The sequence below is a fragment of the Pilosibacter sp. NGB245 genome (genome assembly GCF_057397225.1).
Genome location: NZ_CM171584.1, coordinates 2270526 through 2287211 on the forward strand (window position 1 = coordinate 2270526; position 16686 = coordinate 2287211).

Consider the following 16686-nt stretch of genomic DNA (forward strand, 5'->3'; position numbering starts at 1 on the left):
TATGTCCTTCACCTCACAGGCTTTCATCACTTTCTGCCTGCAAAGGCATAAAGGTTATCGTCTCTGTACCACATACCGCCCAAAATCAAAGCTGTTATTTCTTCCTATATGGAACAGTTCTCCTGCCAGAAGTTCTTCCAGTCTCTCCTCCGGAACCTCTTCGAAGATCACATATCCCTGAACTCCGCTTAATTCCATTCCTTTTCTGTGCGTGCTGGAATATCGTCTGACCGAGGTCTCTGCCGATCTCGCGTCGATGATCTGCGGCCACGTCTGCGGTTTTTCCAGTTCTGTCCCGATCTCATCGAAGGCGCTCATCATCTGGATCTTCCGGTGGATCGCGCGCCAGATCGCTTCCGCATCAAAACATTTCAGATCGATCCGGTCCTTCCGCAGTGCCAGAGGTCTCAGGAAATGGACCAGATAATCGCCGTTCTGCGCCGGCTGTTCTCCCGAAAGTTCCCATTTTCTCTTCCGGATATACTCTCCGACCGTGTGTACCCGGAAATGTTCCATATGGATCTCTGTATCATCCAAAAGCAGCTGTTCTTCTTCCGTGTAGACCGCCGCGATCTCAAACTTCGCCTGTTCTTTCCCGAGTCCGCATTGTCCGAGGCGCCAGAACGCATCCAGATACTGGGCGAACAGCGGGATATTGCGCCCAAAAAGCTTCAGGCGGAACACGAACCCGTGCCCCTCGTCCATCACCGTATCCAGATTGTCGCATTCGATCAGATACCCAAGACTCTCCTTTCCCGTCACATACCCGGGTTTCAGCCGCATCGGTGTGTAAAAAGCATTCCAGACCATGCAGTTGTCCTGAAACCGGCACGCTTCACAGTCCCGGTCCGCAATGCAGTTTTTCCGGAGCAGCATCTCCCCAAGACCTCCTCGCAGCGCGGAAACCTTGTTCTCCGGCACCGCGACTCTCTGATAAAATCTCAGACAAAACGTCAGCGTGATATACGGGATGTCCATCCAGGTCATGTTTTCCTCATTTTTTCTCATATCGTTACTCCTAATTTCTGGTCATATTTCAAAACAGCCAGTCATTTTTGCTGCTTCAGACAGAACCCTTTAGTATTCCCTGAACTGGATAAACTGAAAGACGCTCTTCTTCTCCGTTCCCATCTTTCCATATACTTCCTCCACCACACGTTCACTGCAGGCAGCAACAACCCGTACCCCGGCTTTCTTCAGTCTTTCGATCACATGATAGCTGAGGCAGAATTCTCCCTGGCACATCACGCATTCCGGCTGCTTTTCAAGGATCATGGCTGCATAGTGTTCCGCCAGATCCTGAACCGCTTTCCTGTCTGCATGGGCGCTCACCGCCGGGAAAGGCAGGTCCTCGATCAGTCCGCACTTTTCTGCTTCCGTCTTCTGTTTTTCGCCCCACATGCTGCTCGGATGATTTGAAAAATTTATAAACATCTCTTTTTCTCCTTCTTTAACCGATATCTCCTGGTCCCGGATCGGAACTCTGTACTTACATTGTAGTATAGGAATTTCACAAATATTTGTCAAATGCATTCCTGATTTCCAAATTACCCGCACACGGTGTCCTATCCATTTTCCCCTCCACTTAATTTATAAAACTAATTTTTTGTTTCTTTCCCTATTTATCTCGTAAAAAACTTGCATAATTATGTATTCAGAGTTATAATAATAAAGCTTTTTATAAAATTTTTATATTTTTCATAAAAGTATAATAATTCATGCACAAAATCAATATTAGAAATGGGAAGCCGAATGCAATACACAAGAGAGTCCGCGATCGAGCGGCTGTTAAAAAACTACGAACCTTTTTACGATATTCATATGATGATCAATGGCGATCGCTCTCCGATCACAGCCCGCTGTGATTTTTTTGAGCATTCCGGACAGTATGTCATCTCAAAAAAGGCGGAATTGTGGTCCGCGGAAAACGAGGAATTTCTCTATCTCGTCAACATTCCGCATCTGACTTTAGAGACCTTCGAGGAATTAAAATCCGAGATCCATGCTGACGGCATGAAACGGATCCATGTCGGTCCGGGCCATATGGCTTCCTATATTACGGCAGTCTTTGTCTGCGATACCTGTGATGAGGACGCAAGAAAAGCCTTAAAAAAATGCCGTATTTACAAAAGTTTTCATTTTTCCCTGCATGGCTGGATGAATTTTCATGCGGCGTTGGTGGAGGTGGCTGACGGGAAGGTCACTTCAAACGCAAGCGGTCACCATGTTGCGAAAATTTTGAAAAAAGTATTATATGATACCAGGGGGAAAAGGTCATAAATCCGATGCAGGCTTGCCTGCAAGAGGTTTTTTGACCTTGGACCCCGCCAAAAACATGAATAAGCAGCCATTTTTCGCAGAAAAATGAGCGGATTATGAATGTTTTTGAGTATTGTGAGAGCACAAAGTGCGGAACAATACGGTATCAAAGGGGTCAAAAACTTTTGACCCCAACATTATTATATTTTAAAAGAAAAGGAGATAGCAACAATGAATTCATTAGTACTTCTCATCGTCTGTGTTGCCATTCTTGGCATCGGCTATGTCTGCTACGGCGGCTGGCTGTGCAAGCAGTGGGGCGTAGGCGAAAGCAAAACAGAGACACCGGCTCATACAATGGCAGACGGTGTTGACTATGTACCGGCAAAAGCTCCGGTTCTTATGGGACACCATTTCTCATCCATCGCAGGCGCAGGCCCGATCACCGGACCGATCGGCGCAGCTATGTTCGGATGGCTTCCGGTGACCTTATGGATCCTCATCGGAGGTATTTTCTTCGGCGGTGTCCATGACTTCGGCGCACTGTTCGCATCTGTCCGCAGCAAAGGACAGTCCATCGGAGAGATCATCTCCGCGAACATGAGCAAACGTGCAAAGCAGCTCTTCATCATCTTCTCTTACCTGACACTGATCTTAGTCGTAGCAGCCTTCGCTTCGATCGTTGCTTCCACATTCGGCGCAGTTTACGATGAGAGCGGCGCTCTTGATATGGCGAAATCTGCGACTCCGGCAACCGTAGCGATGATCTCGATCCTGTTCATCCTGATCGCGATCGTATTCGGTTTCTGTGTATACCGCCGCAACATGCCGATGGGAATCGCTTCCGTATTCGGTGTTCTTGCGATCGTTCTGATCATGGCGATCGGAATGAACTTTCATCCGATCTACCTCTCCACAAAGGCATGGATGTGGATCGTTGGTCTTTACATCGCCATCGCTTCTGTAACACCGGTATGGATCCTTCTCCAGCCGCGTGACTACTTAAGTTCCTTCCTGCTTTACGCAATGTTAGCAGTTGCAGCATTCGGCGTCATCGTCGCTCATCCGACCTTCGACTCCTCTTTCCCGGCTGTGACAAGCTTTGCAGTTGACAACGGAAACGGCGTTCAGTACATGTTCCCGGTACTGTTTACAACAGTTGCCTGCGGTGCGATCTCCGGTTTCCACTCTCTGGTATCTTCCGGTACCACATCCAAGCAGCTCGATAAAGAGACAGACGCGAAGCCGATCGCTTACGGCGGAATGCTCCTTGAGTGTGTTCTTGCAGTTTTAACTCTCTGCGCGATTGGTTATGCTTACAAGTGGAACGCAGTTCATCCGGATCAGGCATTAAAGGGCGCGACAGCGATCTTCGGAGGCGGTATCGCTCACATGATCGACGATATCATCCCGGGAAGCTACAGCATTTTAAACTCCTTACTGGTACTTACATATTCCGCGTTCTGTCTTACTTCCCTTGATACCGCAACACGTCTTGCGCGTTTCATGTTCCAGGAATTCTGGCTTGAGCCGGGTGAAACTGCTGCCGACATCAAAGAGGGCTGGAAAAAGGTTATGGTAAATCCGTACTTCGCTACGATCCTCACGGTTGTTCTTGGCATTCTTCTCGGCATGAACGGATATGGAAAGATCTGGGGACTGTTCGGAGCTGCCAACCAGCTTCTCGCGGGTATCGGCCTCTTAGCCGTTGCCACATGGCTCGGAAACATGGGCAAAAACAACAAGATGTTCCTGATCCCGATGGCATTCATGATCATCGTTACGATCACCTCCCTTGCACTCACAGTTAAGAACCAGATCGGCATGATTGCCGCAGGCGGCGCTGACTGGGGTCCGTGGGCACAGACGATCCTCGGAATCCTTCTGATCTTCCTTGCGATCATCCTTGTTATTGAAGGTGTACAGACACTGTCCAGACAGAAGGCGGCCAAGGCTTAAGTGCCGGGTAAATGATCAGATATTTTAAGAATTGAAAAAGACACGTCATACAGGTTTTAAGTGAAATCTGTATGGCGTGTCTTTTGTTTTACCGGATCTTTTAATCCCGATTTTTCTGTTGCCTGTCAAACGTCCGCCTCTCCGTGCGCGGTTTTACAGTGGAATTTTTCTGCCACTTTCCAACCTGCCTGTGGACTGGCTGAAATGTCAGATTTTTAAGGTGTCAGCGCACCCGGGACTCATTTACCTTATTCATTTCTGATCGCCGCCAGCGGACTTAATTTCATCGCCCGCAGTGCCGGGAAAAGTCCGGCCAGCATGCCGATGAGGACCGCAAAGACCACAGCGGATCCGGAAAGCCACAGCGGGATCCTTGAGATTGCTCCAGAACCGCCGGTCATGCCGGAGAGACTGGCTCCCAGAAACTTATTGATCGCCGCGGAGACGCTGTAGCTTAAGCCAAGTCCCAGAACGCCTCCCATAAATCCGATAAATCCTGCCTCCATCAAAAACATCGTCCGGATATCTCCAAGCGCACATCCCAAAACCTTCAGCACACCGATCTCCTTCGTTCTCTCATAGATGGACATCATCATCGTGTTTGCAATTCCGATGGCCGCCACAAACAGCGATACAGCACCGATGCCTCCGAGGACCGCCTGGATCATATCCGTCTGCTGCTGGGCCTGTTCGAGCCACTGCATGCTGCTGTAGGCCTCGTAGCCCATATCTGTGATCGCTTTCTGGACCTCCGTCACATGCTCCATATCGTCCACATTCACGTAAATCATATTGTAGACAAAATAATTGTAGGGTTTTCCCTTTTTATTTGTCGGCTGTCCGGGGATCGGGTTCTTCCGGTAGATTTTTTTCAGCTGGGTCTTTAACAGATCAATATCCGTGTAGATCTGGTATCCATACTCAGAAAATCCGTTCTCACCGCCATCCACCAGAGCGCAGGCCGGGAAAAGATACTTTTTCTGGCTGCTTTCATCCCCGTTTCCCATATTCTGGAGCATGGTAAAAAACGGCTTGTGTATAAGATCCACTTTGGAAAGATCCTCGCCGTCCCAGCTTCCCTTTCCGGTCTTGCTGTTATAAAAGTTGTCGGAAACCATATTTCCGACGATAAATTCCAGAGTCGCCGCATTCTTGTCCGGAAGTTTTCCCTCCGCCAGCGGAATCTGTTCCAGCTCCTCTCTGGGCATTCCCACAATGTTCGAATATCCCTGATAAACTCCCTGCTTCAGATTCACATCTGTCTCCAGAATCGGGGACACACTCTTCACATGTGGGATCTTCGCAAGCTTCGTCACCGTGGCGTCCACGAGGTAATCGTCCTCGGACTGGTTCCCGTATCCGGAACTGATCTGGATCCTTGTGAGACTTCCGAAGGAAGCATAGGATTCCACGGTATTTTCCTTCAATCCGATTCCCAGAGAGACCATGACTACGATGGAGGCCGTGCCGATGACAACACCCAGAACGGTAAGTCCCGTCCTGAGTTTCCGTCTGCGCAGGTTATTGATGCTCATGATGAGCAGATCAAAGAATCTCATCGTCCATTCCCGCTTTCTTCTTTTTGCGTCTGATGACCACAAGGATCACAGCTGCAAGGACCACTCCCACGATTCCCACCGGAATTGCGAGATGTTTCAGTTTATCCGTCGTGGACGGTTCCGGCTGTATATCGTCACTGCTCCAGGTATCATCAACATTGCTTTCATCCATGCTCTGATCCTCATTTACCATAAGCTGGATCTCTTTCTCGACCGTGGAGACTTTTCCGTTCTCATCCTCATATGTAATGGAGAGTTTTACCTTTCCATCATCCGCGGTCGGCGCGATTCCGTTGATCATCGTATCCACGTTTCCGCTTTTTCCGGGTTCGATATTTCCCACATAGCACTCATTTTTCTGGATAGAATCAGCCTCAAAGACCGCGTTCACATTATAGAGCATGACTTTTCCGGTGTTGTTGATGGAGAACATCACGTTTGACTCCTCGCCGACGGAAATAGCATCCGGCATGACCTCGATGGTACCGGTATTTAACCGTGCCTCCTGCTTTAATCCAACCGCGATCTTTACGGCTTCCTTCGCGTTCTTAAATTCCGGGCTGTCATACTGCTCATTGATCGTGATCGTGTAGGAACGCTGTTCCGCTGTGGGACTTGAAGAAAATTTTATCGTCAGCGTGTCGGATGCTCCCGGTGCCAGAGAATTGACAACCACGGAGTTTGAACCGTTCACCGTCGTAAATACCGGACTATCGCTCACTGCTTCCGACTCGAAGGTAAACAGGATGTTGCTGGCTACGATACTGTTGGAAGCATTTTTCATGCGCACCTTCAGTGTAAAATCCTGTCCGGCATAGATCTCCGCAGGATCCGTCTCAAAGCTGTCGACGATGATACGCGCCTTTGTTCTTTCGTTCTCGCCTGCTTCAGAATCCAGAGAATCATCCTCGTCTTTTCCATAGACCCGCACATAAAAGGTGTCCTCAACAGGCGCAGCAAAGTTTCCATTCTCATTTTCCCGGTAACGGATCTTAAACTTGATCGGGTAATAGCCGGATTTCGCCTTTTCCCGCACCGCCATGCTGAACGGAACTGCCACCGTCTGATCCGGGTTCATATTTCCCATCTGCCGATCATAATTTCCGTCATTGATCTCAAACGGAAACTTCGTGATATCCTCAGAGAGCTCCATATCGACACGCACATCGTAGGCGGTCTTATAACCGGTATTTCTCACGTTTACATCGAAATTCATGACCTCGGAATAGTTCGCGGACGGGGTGGACTGATTCTCACCGAGGGCGAATGCTACCGGCTCGGAGCTGTCCTCATTTGTCTCGCTGGTTCCCGTTGTCTTCTTTGTCTCGATCCACGCCATCATGGTCTTTGCGTACTCGGAGGACATTCCGTCCTCGCCCTGAGCGCGCTTTGAGATGTAGATCAGGATCGGATAATAGCCCTCTTCCAGACCTTTTTTTACATTGACATTCAGGTTGACGGTCTTTTTTGCTTTTTTATTTACATGACCAACCTTGTAATGGCGGTTTAAGGAATCCGTCACCTCAAAGGGATAGATCGTCTTCATAGACTGAACGATGCTGCTCTCCTCGCTGTCGCGGTCCTCCGTCTTTGTGATCTCATCGGAGTAGTGATTCCGAAAATCATCCTCGGAGGCGATCCAGATCTCCGTCTCGATCCAGTCCTTGTCCTCCATGTTCATGAGTGTCACAGAAACAGTTCCGTTTTTTCCGATATATAAAGTCGGTGTCTTTCCAATCACAAGGCGGACGGTATCATTGTCATCGTCCATCCGATATACCTGCGGGATCGTCTCCGCCGCTTCTGTTGTCTCCTTCGCCGCGAATGCAGTTGCCGGGACTGCGCCCATCAGCATGCACACGGCAAGGAATGTTGCCATCCAGCGTAATCCTTTTATTTTCATACTGTTCCTCTCCTCCTGGCTGTTCTATTTTAGTTATTTGTGCCAGCTTTCCATATTTTTGCGTTTATTCCAAAATTTTGTCGATTGTTATTCTGACTTTCCCTCTATCCGGTGTTCTTCTGATTCCACAACTGTCTCTATTTGCTCTTCTGCTGCCGGATTCTTAGATTTCCCCTCCGCCTGCGCCTCTGCCGCCGCCTGCATGGATTCCTCTAACTGCACAAGATCCACCTCGTGGTGATTCTCCTCGATGCTCACGATCTTTCCGTCGATAATCTTAAAGATCCGGTCCGCGTAGGTCGCCAGATTGTTGTCGTGGGTAACCATCACAAGCGTCTGCTTCTGTTCCCTTACGACCTTCTGCATGAGTTTTAAGACTTCCATCGTTGTCTTCGAATCCAGGTTTCCCGTGGGCTCGTCCGCGAAGATGATCTGCGGGTTCATCGCCAGGGCTCTCGCGATTCCGACTCGCTGCTGCTGTCCGCCGGACATCTGATTTGGCATGTGGGTCATAAATTTTTCAAGTCCCACAAGCTTTAAATACTGTTTCGCCCGCTTGATCCTCGCTGCCCTCGGCATTCCCCGGAACGATAACGGCAGCGCCACATTTTCCACCGCATCCATCGTCCCGATCAGGTTGTAGGACTGAAAGATAAATCCGACCCGCTCCCTGCGGAATGTTACAAGCTGTTTCTCATTCAGCTTTTCGATATGTTTTCCGGCGATCACGATCTCACCCTTTGTCGGATGTTCCAGTCCCGCCAGCATATTTAAAAGTGTCGATTTTCCGGATCCGGACGGTCCTGTGATCGCGCAGAACTCGCCTTTGTGGATCTCAAAGCTGACCCCGTTCAGCGCATACACTTTTTCTTCGCCCATGCGGTATACCTTGTACAGATCCTTTACCCGGATCACCGCTTCGTCGCTCTGCTGCATCCGTCCGCCTCCTTTTTCTACAATTTTTACACAGCATTCTTTTCCGCCGCGCCTGTCATTCCTGACGTTTCATCTTGACGTCAAAGTTCTTTTTGTACCTCAAGTATACTGTCTGCATCATGTTCTGACTATATAAAATTACTTAATTATTCTTACAATTTCTTACCATATTTCAGATTGGCGAAATCCATGATGATTCCTGTCTGTTTTAAGATCATCTGTTCAGAAAGTTTCTTCCTGTGAAAAGCAATTCTTACAGATCAGAAATATGACCTGTCACATTCGGGCTCTTTGTGCAGTCTCCAGCGAAGACCTTCCTCTTCGTACAAGTGTACATCTCTCATACATTGCATTTTTTGTGCAGCGGGAAATTCCTTTGAAATTTTCTGTCATAGAAAAAGGAACTCTGTCCATTTTTTCAAACTTCCAGAATTCCCTTGTATCCCTGCACTATTCTGATTTCTCCACAGCCGGATCCTCCGTCATCGGGGACTCCGTGTTTTCCTCATCTGGCTCCGCGCTTTGCGGATTCTCCTGCGCATCCTCTTTCCCGCCGGAAAGTCTTCTCCGGAACTCCTTCAGATACTCCTCCAGCGACACATACTGTCCATTATTCACCCGGTAGGACGGATTCCACATCCTCACAACGCGGACAGCCGCCTCGTCTTTCTTTGCCTCTTTTATCGGACGGTATTCCCGGTCCGCAAAAAAGACATCTCCCAGGACCAGATCTTTCCATTTCATATAGATCTCCCGGTTCTTTTTCTGCTTCTTATTCTGGAACACTTCCATCACGATCAGGCGGAAGAGGTCCTCTCCGCAGCAGACCACGGTCTTCGGGTTTAAAAGCCGGATCTGCTTCTTGATAAACTCCATATAGTACTGACCATAATCCAGGCTGACCTCATCGGCCGCGCCCTTTCCGCCGCGCTTATTGAGATAGAGGACCGCCGCCTTCTCGCGGAGCTTTTTCCCGGTAAGTCTGCACTCTTCCCCCGGATGACGTTCCTCCCAGAGGACCTTCTGCATGCCAGTGAGATACTCCAGATATTCCACCCGGCCAGACGGACTCTTCCCGGAGAGAAAGTCGCCCCGGATATCCGAGACCACCGGCATCGTCTCGCCTTTCTGGATCATTTTCCGCATGTTCGTCTCTTTTAATATATAAAGGGTCCCGTCATAGTGCACCGGGTCCACGATTCCGTCAATATGAAAATTTCTCTGATCCAGTTCCGGATAACAGGTCTTTCCGTCCGGATCTTCCTCCATCTGCTGCATCAGCTCCCACAGCACATAAAGTTCCTCCAGGGAGCGGCATTTTGCGACCTGACCTTCCAGGATGATCTGCTCCATCGTCTTTTTCATGGTTCCTCCAACGATCCGTTCTGCCCGGTGCGCCTTCGCTCCGGCTTCCTTTTTCCCGGAAACACAGGCCTTCCAGAGGCATCCGCTTATTTTTCTTTTGTGCATTGCACTCACTGATCTTCATTTTATCATAATTTTCTTCAAAAAAATAGTGGAAATTCCACTCCGGATTCGCTATAATAATAAAAATGTTATCGTTCCTGCACTGCATGAACGATAACAGATTTTGCCGATGCTTCGCATTCCGAATCGGCAAAATCCACTCCCCCTACTATAGCTGTACGGAATTTTCAGTTCAGAAAATTCCTACCCAGCATGGTAACGCAAAACACTTGGAAGGAGATTACAAACATCATGAGACACATGTTAAATCCTCTTGACTTTTCTCTTGAGGAGACGGACAATCTCTTAGAGCTTGCCGCCGACATTGAGAAAGACCGTTCCCGATACGCACACGTGTGTGACGGAAAGAAATTAGCAACCCTTTTCTATGAGCCAAGCACAAGAACCCGTTTAAGTTTTGAAGCGGCCATGTTAAACCTCGGAGGTTCCGTTCTCGGTTTTGCTTCCGCCGATTCCAGTTCCGCGACCAAGGGTGAAAGTGTTTCCGATACAATTCGTGTTATTTCCTGTTACGCAGATATCTGCGCAATGAGACATCCAAAAGAAGGCGCAGCCTATGTTGCCTCCACCAAATCTTCGATTCCTGTTATCAATGCCGGAGACGGCGGTCATCAGCATCCCACACAGACTTTAACTGATTTATATACGATCCGTTCCTTAAAGGGCAGACTTTCCAATATGACGGTCGGACTCTGCGGAGATTTAAAATTTGGCCGCACGGTCCACTCTCTGATCAATGCACTCTCCCGCTATGAGGGGATCCGCTTTATCCTGATCTCCCCGCCGGAGTTAAAAGTTCCGGATTACATAAAGGAGAGCGTTCTCGACGCGAAAAACATCGAATACAGAGAGACAACAAGCCTGGATGATGCGATCGCCGACCTCGATATCCTCTACATGACAAGAGTCCAGAAGGAACGTTTCTTCAACGAGGAAGACTACATCCGCATGAAGGACTGCTACATTCTCGACAAAGAAAAGATGAAACTCGCAAAACCGGATATGTACGTTCTGCACCCGCTCCCGCGTGTCAATGAGATTTCCGTCGAAGTCGATGATGATCCGCGTGCCGCATACTTTAAACAGGTCCAGAACGGCGTATATGTCCGTATGGCTCTCATTATGACATTACTGGAGGTAGAAAAACCATGTTAAATATCAGCGGAATCCGGGAAGGTGTTGTCCTTGACCATATCCAGGCAGGAAAAAGTATGGATATCTACCGCTACCTGCGTTTAGGCGAGCTGGACTGCACCGTCGCAATCATCAAGAACGCGAAGAGCAACAAGATGGGCCGGAAAGACATCATCAAGATCGAGGGACCGCTCGACGCCATCGACCTCGATGTTCTCGGCTACATCGACCACAACATCACCGTCAACATCATCCGCGATGACAAGATCGCCGAAAAGCGCAGCCTTCATCTCCCGAAGATCTTAAAGAACGTGATCCACTGCAAGAACCCGCGCTGCATCACCTCGATCGAGCAGGAGCTTCCGCATATCTTCTATCTCGATGATAAAGATCATGAGGTGTATCGGTGCAGATATTGCGATGAAAAGCATGGCTGATCGGTGGGATCTGGCTGACTGTTGTTGATCAGACGATCTGGCTTAATTTTAGAGACCGCAGCAATCCAGGTATCGATTGCTGCGGTCTTTCTTGTTGTCTGCTTTTCTTGACAAATACACGTATACCCATCATATAATTTATTTTTGTGTTATATTTAAAATTATTCGCTATTTTTTTGTGATATTATAATTGATATTCGCTGTTTTTTTGTGTATACTCATAATAAAGAACGGAGGTGCACACATGTATTTAAAACGAAAGGTAGACAATTTTCTCTGTGAATGGAAATCCGACCCGCACAGAAAACCACTGATCATCAAAGGAAGCCGCCAGGTTGGCAAAACAGAATCCATCAAACATTTTGCGGCCGAAAACTATGAAAGTATTATAGAGATCAATTTTGTAAGAGACGAGAAGTATAAGGGGATCATTTCTGACGGTTACGAGGCAGCTGATATCATAAAAAATATTTCCCTGATCGATCCGTCAAAGAAATTCATTCCGCAAAAAACATTGATCTTTTTTGATGAAATTACTGAATTTCCTGAAATTGCTACCTCTCTGAAATTTTTTTGCATTGACGGGCGGTTTGACGTCATTTGCAGCGGTTCCATGCTCGGTGTAAACTATCGCAAAATCGAGAGCAACAGTGTTGGATATAAGAAAGATTATGAAATGTTCTCTCTTGACTTCGAAGAATTTTTATGGGCAAAAGGCTATGATGATGCAACTGTCCAGAGTATGCTTTCTCATATGAGGGAACTGCGCCCGTTTAATGAGCTGGAAATGAAAGTGTACCATTCCCTGTTTCTTGATTTCTGTGTTCTGGGCGGTATGCCTGCCGTAGTGGCGGAATATATCCAGAGAAACACTTTCGAAAACTCTCTCGACACGCAAAGACAGCTGATCGCCGACTATAAAGAAGATATCCGTAAATACGCGCAGGGGATCGATCAGACGAGAATCTTAAATGTTTTCAACCGGATTGCTCCACAGCTCGCAAAAGAAAACAAGAAATTCCAGATTTCAAAAGTGGCGTCCGGTGCGCGGTTCCGTGATTACCGCGGGTGTGCAGAATGGCTTGTCGATGCCGGTATGGTAAATATCTGCTATTGTCTGGAGTTTCCGGAACTTCCTCTGGGCGGCAATTATGATCCGGATATTTTTAAATTATACTTTGCCGACACCGGTCTTCTTGTGTCCATGCTGGATGATGAATCCCAGGAAGATCTGCGCGCCAACAAGAATCTCGGAGTCTACAAAGGTGCCTTATATGAAAATATTGTCGGGGAAGCTTTAGTCAAACAGCATTATAAGCTTTATTATTATAAAAAAGAAACATCTACACTTGAAGCAGATTTCTTTATCCGCTCCATGACTTCCCTGATTCCACTGGAAGTGAAAGCTGCCAGCGGAAGAGCAAAATCCATGAACACCCTGATTAATTCGGAGCGCTATCCGGATATCCGCTATGGCTTTAAATTTTCATCCCAGAATATTGGTCACGAAAACTGTACTTACACCTTCCCGTATTTCTGCACCTATCTCCTGAAACGATTCATGGCAGATTTTCATCCGGAAGAAGAACTCTGACAAAATTAGATCGATTTTTGCACAACAAGTGAAAAGGAATGTGCCTCGGCATATTCTCGCGCCTCCCGCGGTCGCTTGCGACAGTCTACATCTTCGCGCGAGTGCGCATCTTTGGCACGTCAGTGCCTTTTTATGTAACAGGAAATTCCTCGGGATTTCCTGTTACATAAAAAAAGACCACCTCCATCCGGCTTTTCAGCCAGACAGGGTGGTCTTTTTTCTTAGAACTGGATCACGCCAATCAGCGTTGATAAGATCAGTACCGCAATGCTCGCCGGCCATACAAGGCGCAGGGAGTAGCGGATATGCTCGCTGATGGAGACGTCTGCAAGACCGAGGCCCACGTACACTGCTGCAACGGACGGGCTGATCGGAGTTGCCATTGTGGCTGATAAAAGGAAGGTTGCCGCTACCGTTTCCGGCGTGATGCCGAACGGCTGTACTACGCCGATAATGATCGGGAGAAGTGCGTAGTAGAAGGCATCCGTTCCAAGGATCATCAGGAGCGGTACGGAGAAGAGTGCCATGAACCAGTGCATGTGCGGTGCGATCGCTGCCGGAAGTGCATTGACGATCGTCTCTGCCATCGCTTCCACCATGCCGGAGTCCTTGATAACTCCCATGAAGATTCCGACAGCAAATAAGGTGACAGTCATGACCATGGCATTGGAGCCGTACTCTTTGATCTTTTTGCTCTGTTCCTTGACGCTTGTGACATACTCCCACCACTTAGCTCACGCTTGAAGTGGGGGCTTCTCGTTCGATTGCCCCGTTGGGCAAAGCATTCACGAGCGATCCCCGTGTGTCCCACGGTTCTTTTTGGCTGATATCTTTTTATGATGCTTTTTCGCTCTTTTCCAATATGATCCCGGACATTCTCAGACCTTCCCTGCAGATGTTGACTGCCGCATTTTCATCACGATCCATCCGGTTTCCGCAGCTGCAAAGATATACCCGATCTTCCAGTTTCAGATCATGTTTTATTTTTCCACAACAGCTGCATATTCTGGAACTGGGATACCAGCGGTCGATGCGGACAAGTTTCTTCCCTTCCCGTTCCAGTTTATACTGCAAAAAATCTGTGAACATTCTCCAGCCGTTATCATGGACACTTTTTCCAAAATGATGTTCCCCACTCATCGTCTTCAGATCCAGATCTTCAATACATACGATATCATAGAAATTGGTTATCTTTCTTGATTCCTTATGCAAATAATCTTTTCTCTGGTGAGCGATATGCGTATGGATCCGCGCCACTTTTTTCTGCTGTTTTTTATAACGATTGCTTTCTTTCCGGCAATGGCTCAGTTTTCTCTGCGCTTTCGCCAGTTTTTCCTCGCTGTTTCTGAAATAGTGCGGATAACCTGCATGTTTTCCATTGGAATCTACATATAGTTCTTTCATGGAAAAATCGAGTCCGACGGCCTGCCTTATGTTCCTTGTTTCCACCGGCTTTTCTTCACAAAAATACAGAAGAGAAACATAATACCGCCCATCAGCTTCCAGACAGACGGTTGCGCCTTTCAGGCAGGCATCTCCCCGGATCTTACGATGCTGCCGGATCCGGATCCAGCCTGCCTTTGGGAGCTTCAGCTTCCCCTCTTTTAACAGGATATTTCCATTGACACTGTTTGTGGTATAGCTTTTAACAGGATTCTTTTTTGACTTGAATTTCGGAAAACCAAACGATGGATCCCGGAAAAAGTTTTTATAAGCAGTCTGCAGATGCAGCTGGGCATTGCACAGAGCAAGGCTGTCCACTTCTTTTAGCCATGGAAATTCTGCCTTATATTTTGCCGGAGTAACCTTCAGATTTTTTCCGGTCTTTTCATAACATTCCTTCTTTTCTGCCAGCATCCGGTTATATACGAACCTGACACATCCAAATGTTTTTGCAAACAGTTCCTGCTGTATTTTATTGGGATAGATCCGAAACCGGTATACTACGTTCATATTTTTTCTCCCCCTGTGTCTCGATGTACTGACGGATCACTTCGATCGGAGCTCCGCCGGCACTCAGGAGGCAGAAGCTCTGACTCCAGAACATTTCCTTCCAGAGCTTCTGCCGGATCTCCGGATACTCTTTTTTGATCAGACGGCTGCTGGCACTTTTATAGGCATTGATAAATTTACTGAGTTCCGACTTCGGATGGGCACGGAACATGATATGAACATGGTCCTCATCGTGATTCCACTCTTCCAGGGTGATATGATATTTGGGCGCAATGTATTCAAAGATTTCTCGTGCGCGATCCGAGATCGGATCATTCAGGACCTTTTTCCGGTACTTTACGACCAGAATCAGATGATAATAGAGTAAAAATACTGAATGTGCATTATTGTCAAGTTCTCTCATATTTATCAGCCTTTCTTTCTATTTCGACTGATTTAATTATATCACAAATGAAATCATTTGTCTATTACATTCCAGAACATTTGTTCTGTTTGATCTGCAATCTATTTTCCCTTCAGGCTTCAGGCTTATTCATTGTATGCAGGATTGATGATATAGCACGACTGCAAAAATCAATATATGAGAAGTTTACAACACACAGCACAACTATGTGCAATAATCTGATATTTACATGCCAACTATGGCACTATGCAAGAGATAGCAATTCATCTCACCACCTATAGAGGTGGGAGAATTCTTGCTGATTCTTGTTAAACCAGTAGATGGCGTCATAGGTTACCTTCTTCTCCTCTGCCTTTTTCTGTTCGGACTCGATCTTTGCCGCATTTCCGGCGCCGTTTTTCTTTTCGATCATGGCAACTACAAATACGATCACAAATGCCATGAGAACCAGACATGCGATTCCCGGAATGATAAAACTGTAGAGATCACCGGCTTCCACACCTGCAACACTCGCTGCACGCATCGTCGGACCGCCCCACGGAACGATGTTCATCACGCCGTAAGCGCCGCACATTGCGCCGAGCAGAGCCTTCGGGCGGATTCCCATCTCCTTGCAGATCGGTAAGAACGCCGGAACTACGATTAAGAATGTAGTCGCGCCGGATCCGTCTAAGTGTGCGACGAAGGTTGTGAGCACTGCCGCAACGAGGATCGTTGTCACATTCGTTCCCGCTTTTTTGATCAGGAAATTGATGATCGGATCAAAAAGTCCTTTATCGGACATCAATGTGAAATATGAGATAGAAAAGACGAACAGGATCGCTGTGCTTAACATGGAATTCATACCTGTTTTCACAAAACCCGCGATATCTTCCATTCCGAATCCTGCACATGCCGCTGCGATCAGTGGGAGAAGGATGAATGCCACAGGCGGAGCCATCTTTTCCCGAATGAGCACGTACATTAAGACGATCATGAGTACAAAGCCGATGATTGCCAGTTTCATATGTAATACCTCCAAATATTCGTGATACCCCTGTTTTTCCAGCCCGCGGTCAGCG

At 47.6% G+C, this 16686-nt stretch carries 15 protein-coding genes; 5 read left to right on the forward strand and 10 right to left on the reverse strand.

What is annotated here, in order from left to right; translation table 11 throughout:
• Positions 1-54 precede the first annotated feature (54 nt).
• Entirely contained in the window at positions 55-1008 is a 954-nt protein-coding gene (cas6, locus tag ACXMYH_RS10325; RefSeq protein ID WP_118529624.1) for a CRISPR system precrRNA processing endoribonuclease RAMP protein Cas6, read from the reverse strand.
• Positions 1009-1077: 69 nt separating this feature from the next.
• On the reverse strand, positions 1078-1434 hold the full coding sequence (locus tag ACXMYH_RS10330) for a hypothetical protein (protein ID WP_486554834.1): 357 nt from the start codon (positions 1432-1434) through the stop codon (positions 1078-1080).
• Positions 1435-1752: 318 nt separating this feature from the next.
• On the opposite strand from ACXMYH_RS10330, the gene ACXMYH_RS10335 reads away from it, so the two are divergent.
• Together ACXMYH_RS10335 and ACXMYH_RS10340 are read left to right on the forward strand one after the other, a co-directional pair.
• Positions 1753-2280, forward strand: coding sequence for a DUF8052 family protein (locus ACXMYH_RS10335; protein ID WP_118529623.1), 528 nt, complete (start codon positions 1753-1755; stop codon positions 2278-2280).
• Between the two features lie 210 nt (positions 2281-2490).
• The gene (locus ACXMYH_RS10340) at positions 2491-4218 is read left to right on the forward strand and encodes a carbon starvation CstA family protein (RefSeq protein WP_486554835.1); all 1728 of its coding nucleotides are present in this window, start codon (positions 2491-2493) and stop codon (positions 4216-4218) included.
• Positions 4219-4466: 248 nt separating this feature from the next.
• Here ACXMYH_RS10340 and ACXMYH_RS10345 read toward each other — a convergent pair whose 3' ends face one another.
• The 4 genes from ACXMYH_RS10345 to ACXMYH_RS10360 all read right to left on the reverse strand — a co-directional run bounded on the left by ACXMYH_RS10345 (position 4467) and on the right by ACXMYH_RS10360 (position 9981).
• A complete protein-coding gene (locus ACXMYH_RS10345; protein ID WP_215702687.1) occupies positions 4467-5777 on the reverse strand; it encodes an ABC transporter permease in 1311 nt (436 codons plus the stop codon).
• Positions 5764-7680 (reverse strand): COG1361 S-layer family protein, encoded by a 1917-nt coding sequence (locus ACXMYH_RS10350; RefSeq protein ID WP_486554836.1) that lies wholly within the window; start codon positions 7678-7680, stop codon positions 5764-5766. The genes ACXMYH_RS10345 and ACXMYH_RS10350 overlap by 14 nt, the downstream gene beginning before the upstream one ends.
• 87 nt (positions 7681-7767) lie before the next feature.
• Entirely contained in the window at positions 7768-8616 is an 849-nt protein-coding gene (locus ACXMYH_RS10355) for an ABC transporter ATP-binding protein (protein ID WP_486554837.1), read from the reverse strand.
• Between the two features lie 450 nt (positions 8617-9066).
• Positions 9067-9981, reverse strand: coding sequence for a hypothetical protein (locus ACXMYH_RS10360; protein ID WP_486554838.1), 915 nt, complete (start codon positions 9979-9981; stop codon positions 9067-9069).
• 354 nt (positions 9982-10335) lie between these two features.
• On the opposite strand from ACXMYH_RS10360, the gene pyrB reads away from it, so the two are divergent.
• The 3 genes from pyrB (at position 10336) to ACXMYH_RS10375 (ending at position 13269) form a co-directional block, all read left to right on the forward strand.
• Entirely contained in the window at positions 10336-11259 is a 924-nt protein-coding gene (pyrB, locus tag ACXMYH_RS10365) for an aspartate carbamoyltransferase (RefSeq protein ID WP_118529617.1), read from the forward strand.
• The gene (locus tag ACXMYH_RS10370; protein ID WP_142410475.1) at positions 11253-11675 is read left to right on the forward strand and encodes an aspartate carbamoyltransferase regulatory subunit; all 423 of its coding nucleotides are present in this window, start codon (positions 11253-11255) and stop codon (positions 11673-11675) included. Before pyrB ends, ACXMYH_RS10370 begins: the two co-directional genes overlap by 7 nt.
• Positions 11676-11919: 244 nt before the next feature.
• Positions 11920-13269 carry an ATP-binding protein gene (locus ACXMYH_RS10375; protein ID WP_142410476.1) on the forward strand — a complete coding sequence of 450 codons (1350 nt, stop codon included), beginning with the start codon at positions 11920-11922 and terminating at the stop codon, positions 13267-13269.
• A 221-nt stretch (positions 13270-13490) separates the two neighbouring features.
• On the opposite strand, the gene ACXMYH_RS10380 is transcribed toward ACXMYH_RS10375, so the two are convergent.
• From ACXMYH_RS10380 to ACXMYH_RS10395, 4 genes are all read right to left on the reverse strand, one after another.
• A complete protein-coding gene (locus ACXMYH_RS10380; RefSeq protein ID WP_486554839.1) occupies positions 13491-13892 on the reverse strand; it encodes a hypothetical protein in 402 nt (133 codons plus the stop codon).
• A gap of 211 nt (positions 13893-14103) precedes the next feature.
• The gene (locus ACXMYH_RS10385) at positions 14104-15222 is read right to left on the reverse strand and encodes an RNA-guided endonuclease TnpB family protein (RefSeq protein ID WP_486554840.1); all 1119 of its coding nucleotides are present in this window, start codon (positions 15220-15222) and stop codon (positions 14104-14106) included.
• Positions 15185-15625 carry an IS200/IS605 family transposase gene (tnpA, locus tag ACXMYH_RS10390; RefSeq protein ID WP_142410931.1) on the reverse strand — a complete coding sequence of 147 codons (441 nt, stop codon included), beginning with the start codon at positions 15623-15625 and terminating at the stop codon, positions 15185-15187. Before tnpA ends, ACXMYH_RS10385 begins: the two co-directional genes overlap by 38 nt.
• A gap of 268 nt (positions 15626-15893) precedes the next feature.
• Complete coding sequence (locus ACXMYH_RS10395) at positions 15894-16631, reverse strand: SLC13 family permease (RefSeq protein ID WP_486554841.1); 738 nt, start codon at positions 16629-16631, stop codon at positions 15894-15896.
• Between the last annotated feature and the right edge of the window lie 55 nt (positions 16632-16686).